Here is a 4571-nt window from a genome sequence, read left to right as displayed (position 1 = left end):
GCCACGAACCCCTAACCCGCGCGGAGGACGGACGGAACGAGCCCGGCGACGGCACCGGCGCTCCCTCCCGCGGCTGCCAGCGGTCCCGGTCGGCAAGGGGGCCGCCGGGATGCGCGGCGCGGCGGCAGACCCGCGACCGGCCGCCGAGGAGAACCCGGCCACCGCCGAACTGCTCACCACCGTCCCGGGCGGCCTGGCGCCGGTCGCAGGCGGCGCGGTTGTCCGGGTTGTCGAGCGCCTCGGTGAGGTAGTGCCGGCCGGGGCGGCCGTAGCGCCACCACACCGGCCCGAGCGGCCCGTGCTCGGCCAGCAGCTCCAGCTGAACCTGGCCACCGCCCGGACGGCCCATCTACGGACGTACTCACCGGCCGCCGACCTGCGCCAACAGCCGAAACTCACCGGCCGGTGCCCGGAACTCACCAACGCCCCGGGCGAAACCCCCCAGCGCAGGTCAGCGGCCTACGCCGGGGTGAGACGGGGTTATGAGCCGTGCCGCTTCTCCTCGGCGGCCGCGACTTCGGCGGCGGCCCGCTCGCGCTCGGCATCGGTGCCGTCCTGTACGACGCGCGGAGCTCGGAATTCGGGATGCCGGCAGCGCCTGAGATGGCGGAGGCCGGCACCCCGGCTGTGAGGTCCCGGAGCGCCGGCCGCATCAGTGTGCGCTCTCCAGGCGTACGGACGTGTCGGTTGAGGTGGTTCGGCTTGTCCGCCAGCGGCCGATCCCCGTCCCGCCCGATGGGCAGGCGGACGATCCGGCCGCCCGGTCCGGAGAGCGCGGCGCGCCGATGCTCAGCCGCCGTTGCGCGAGCACATGGCGAGGACGAAGAATGCGACGATCACGATGGCGATCCAGCCGAGGCACCCCAGCCCGTCCGGGTTGCCGGGCGCGATCTGCGAGGCACCGCCCGGCTCGAGGTGCGGGTGCCGCCTGGTGTAGTGATCGAGCAGGTCCTGCTCCGTCGTGGCCTCGGTGGTCCATTCGGTCTTGAATCCGCACTCACCACAGTGTCCGCGGAACTTGGCCATCGTTTTTTCCCCTTACTCCTTGCGTCTCACGTCGCGGCGGGCGTTTTTCTGTGGTCGTCGCCGACCTTGATCCGCCGTGCGGCTTCCCTCCGGGAAGTCCACCACAGATGTGGTACCCCGTCCGTGGTGATATAGTCAAGTCGCGTCCAGGAAAGGAAAATTGACGGTGAATCATGATCGACGGGACCTGCTGCGTGATACAGCCATCGATGTGCTGGCCGAGGCGGGCGGGCGCGGGCTGACACACCGGGCCGTCGACACGGCCGCCGGGGTGCCGTCGGGCACCACCAAGAACTACTTCCCCACGCGGGACGCCCTGCTGGGCGCGGTCGCCGAACGGTGCGCCGAGCAGTACCGCATGGTCGCCGAACACATCGCGGCCTCCGGCCCAGGGCCCAGCGACCGCGAGGGCCTGGTGGCCATGCTCGCAGGCCTGCTGGAGAACGTCGCCGGACCGGGCCGCCCCAGAATGCTCGCCTACCTCGAACTCCAGACCGAGGCCACCCGCCGCACCTGGCTGTCAGCGATCCTGGACCCGATCTCCGCCGCCGACTTCACCGCCTTCGAACACGCCCAGCGCGCAGCCGGCCTGCCCGTCACCCCGCAACGATCCGCCGCCGTCACCCTCGCCCTGCACGGCGCCATCCCACACCTGCTCGGCGCCGGCCCCGACACCCCGGCCGCCGCCGGCCTCGACAACCTGGACCGCTTCGTCCGCGGCCTGCTCGCCGCGGTCTACCCGTAGCACCCCGATCAGCGCCCCCGGCACCCCGCCGACACCGAGTTCCCCGGCACGCCGGGCAGGCGCCCGCGACCACCACGACCACCGGCTGGTCCGACCCGCCCCGGCACGTCGGCCACGCGGCGCCCGGCCGAGCAGGCCGGGGCAGTGGTGGATGGCAGGCCGGCGGCGCCGGGCCACGGCGGCGACCGGCCCTCCGCCCGTGCACGGCAGCGCGACCTGCCGCCAGGCCGGATACCTCCAGCGCCGCTTCGACAGGGACCTGCCCGCCCCTGCGTGCCGAAAGCCCGCACCCTCCTGGCCGGCCTCGACGACGAGCGGGCGCAACGGGCCCTGCGAGGCGCGGGCGGCCCGGCGGTCACGGTGTCCGTCGGCGGCGGGCTCGTGGGCGTTGCGGGTGGCCGGCCACTTGTGGGCGCGGCGCATCTCCTCAACGTGTGTGACCGCGTCGGCCGGTGTCGTGCCCGGCTGAGGGCGTGGCGTCGAGCTTCGATCGGTCAACCCGAGTTCGCTGTGCGGCGGGTGCCGGTTCGCCCGCCTCGGCGCCGTTGCTCGGGAAGTCCCCATTTCTGCGGTGACGTGCGTGATCGGGCGGGTCTTGCCATGTTCGATCCATCGGTGGCGGCCTTCTGGGGAGGGTGGTGCGTTTGTGTGGGTCACGGTGTCGTCGGGGCGGTGCGGGAGGTGTGGTGTTGTGCGCGGGTGACGATGAGTGAGACGTTCTGTCCGCCGAAGCCGAATGAGTTGCTGAGTACCGCCTTCTGGGGGGCGTCTCGTCGTGCTGTGGCGACATCGAGATCGATGTCGGGTGCGATGCCGGCTGCGGTGAGGTTGCGGGTCGGCGGGATGACGCCGTGTTCCACGCTGAGGACGGCGATGAGCGCCTCTATTGCGCCGGCCGCGCCGAAGAGGTGGCCGAGTGCCGCTTTGGGGGCTGTGACGGTGGCGCGGCCGAAGACCTGTCTGATCGCGTGTGCCTCGGCGGTGTCGCCGGCCGGGGTTCCGGTGGCGTGGGCGTTGATGTGGCTGATCTGCTCGGGAGTCAAACCGGCTTGGGCGAGGGCCTTGCGCATGGCGGCGACCTGGCCGGAGCCGTCGGGGGCGGGTGCCGTGATGTGGTGGGCGTCGGCGGCGATGCCGGCTCCCGCGAGCACGGCGTGGACGTGTGCGCGTCGGCGGCCGGCATGCTCGGCGCTTTCGAGTACCAGGACGGCGGCGCCTTCGCTGAGGACGAATCCGCTGCGGTCCGCGGCGAAGGGGCGGGACGCTGAGGCGGGTTCGGCGGTGTAGCGCGACAGTGCTTGTGCCTGGGCGAAGCCGGCGACGGTGATCGGGGTGATCGCGGCCTCGGTGCCGCCCGCGATGACCACGTCCGCCTCGCCGGCACGGATGAGTCTGGCCCCCAGGGCGATCGCCTCGGCGCCGGAGGAGCATGCCGAGACAGGCGTGTAGGCCCCGGCCCGTGCGCCGTATTCGATGCTGATCAGCGCCGCTGCCGCGTTGGGCATGAGCATCGGTACCGTGCGTGGCGAGACGCGCCGTGTCCCGGCCGTCTCCAGTACGTCGTCTTCCTTCAGCAGCGTCCGTACGCCCCCGATGCCCGTGCCGATCGCTGATGCGAGCCGGTGCGGGTCCACCTGTGGGGCGCCGGCATCGGCCCAGGCTTCGGCCGCTGCGGTGAAGGCCGCCTGCTGTGAGCGGTCGAGCCGCCTGGCCTGCGCCGGCGGCAGCGACTGGGCGGGGTCGATCGCCATCGTGCCTGCGGCGGTGTCGGGAAGGCCGGCGTCCTCGTGGCCGCGCAGGGCGCCGCCGCGGATGCCCGACCGGCCGGCGAGCAGGGCTTGCCAGGTGGACTCCACGTCTGCGCCCAGTGGTGTGATCGCGCCGAGTCCGGTGACGACGACTTCGGTCCTGTGCATGCCACTCAACCTTTCTTGTATGCGATACAAGCGAACGAGCCTAGTTGTATCACATACAATTCGGGTGTGGAGAAGAAGCGAAGCGAAGCCCGACCAACACCGGCCCGGTCGCGGGTCCGCGGTCGCGCGACCAGACGCCAGCTGATCGAGGCGACTGCACGGCTCTGCAAGGAGCGGCCCGGCGCCGAGGTGAGCGTCGCGGAGATCGCGAACGCGGCAGGCGCCTTCCCCAACCAGGTCACCTACCACTTCGGCTCCAAGGACTCGCTGCTCGTGCACGCCGCCTTTCTCGGCCTGCTGCACGACGCCCGACGGATCGAGCGCATCGGCCGCCAAGCCCCCGATGCGGCGACATTTCGGCGCAACATCGCCCGCGCCGTACTGGCCATGCCCTCGCTCCCACCGGTCGCACGGGCACTCGCCGCCGGGATCTCCAAACCCGAACTCGCCCCCGTCGTCGACCGGCACCTCCAGCTGCTGTTCCGGCAGTCCGAGCGCTTCGTGAGCCAACTCATCGACCGTCGCGGCTGGAAGGTCCGCCGGCCACTCGACGTGGAGGCCAGGACGTTCTGGAGCACCGCGCTCGGCGCAGTGCTGCTCGTCCGCGCCGGGGCACACGGCACCGTCGCCGACCTCGACCTCGCCGGAGCACTGACCATCCACGACGAACCCGAACACGGCTAGGCAGCCTCGTCTGGATCAACCGGTCGTTGGTCTAGGCGTGCCGTTGAGTGATGTGCAGCGGGCGCGGATCGAGCCGTTGCTACCGGACCGGACGCCGAAGCGGGGTGGCCGGTGGGGGGGGGGGCGCGGGGGGGGGGGGGGCCCCCCCCCCCCACACCCCCACCCAAGCACCAGGAGGCACACCCCCCCCCCCGAAACAC

Annotated in this window: 4 protein-coding genes and 1 pseudogene; 2 read left to right on the top strand and 3 right to left on the bottom strand. The window is 72.2% G+C overall.

From position 1 onward, the window contains the following. Together ACFV6D_RS25070 and ACFV6D_RS25065 are read right to left on the bottom strand one after the other, a co-directional pair. A pseudogene (locus ACFV6D_RS25070) lies at positions 1-349 on the bottom strand (hypothetical protein); the annotation flags it as partial. A gap of 440 nt (positions 350-789) precedes the next feature. After that, positions 790-1026, bottom strand: a complete 237-nt coding sequence (locus ACFV6D_RS25065) for a hypothetical protein (RefSeq protein ID WP_363377386.1) — start codon at positions 1024-1026, stop codon at positions 790-792. A gap of 166 nt (positions 1027-1192) precedes the next feature. On the opposite strand from ACFV6D_RS25065, the gene ACFV6D_RS25060 reads away from it, so the two are divergent. Next, positions 1193-1771 carry a TetR/AcrR family transcriptional regulator gene (locus ACFV6D_RS25060; protein WP_380487859.1) on the top strand — a complete coding sequence of 193 codons (579 nt, stop codon included), beginning with the start codon at positions 1193-1195 and terminating at the stop codon, positions 1769-1771. A 653-nt stretch (positions 1772-2424) separates the two neighbouring features. Here ACFV6D_RS25060 and ACFV6D_RS25055 read toward each other — a convergent pair. Next, on the bottom strand, positions 2425-3687 hold the full coding sequence (locus ACFV6D_RS25055; RefSeq protein WP_380561165.1) for a beta-ketoacyl-[acyl-carrier-protein] synthase family protein: 1263 nt from the start codon (positions 3685-3687) through the stop codon (positions 2425-2427). A 66-nt stretch (positions 3688-3753) separates the two neighbouring features. On the opposite strand from ACFV6D_RS25055, the gene ACFV6D_RS25050 reads away from it, so the two are divergent. Then, entirely contained in the window at positions 3754-4371 is a 618-nt protein-coding gene (locus ACFV6D_RS25050) for a TetR/AcrR family transcriptional regulator C-terminal domain-containing protein (RefSeq protein WP_380561164.1), read from the top strand. The last annotated feature ends 200 nt before the right edge of the window (positions 4372-4571 follow it).

This window comes from Kitasatospora sp. NPDC059812, from assembly GCF_042732075.1.
In the GTDB taxonomy this organism is placed as follows: Bacteria; Actinomycetota; Actinomycetes; order Streptomycetales; family Streptomycetaceae; genus Kitasatospora.
Note: the sequence above shows the minus strand (reverse complement) of the source record. Positions and strands in the feature narration are given on the sequence as shown.

Excerpts from the sequence above, each read along its gene's own strand:
- ACFV6D_RS25055 (WP_380561165.1), bottom strand. The coding sequence starts at position 3,687 with ATGCACAGGACCGAAGTCGTCGTCACCGGACTCGGCGCGATCACACCA.
- ACFV6D_RS25065 (WP_363377386.1), bottom strand. The coding sequence starts at position 1,026 with ATGGCCAAGTTCCGCGGACACTGTGGTGAGTGCGGATTCAAGACCGAA.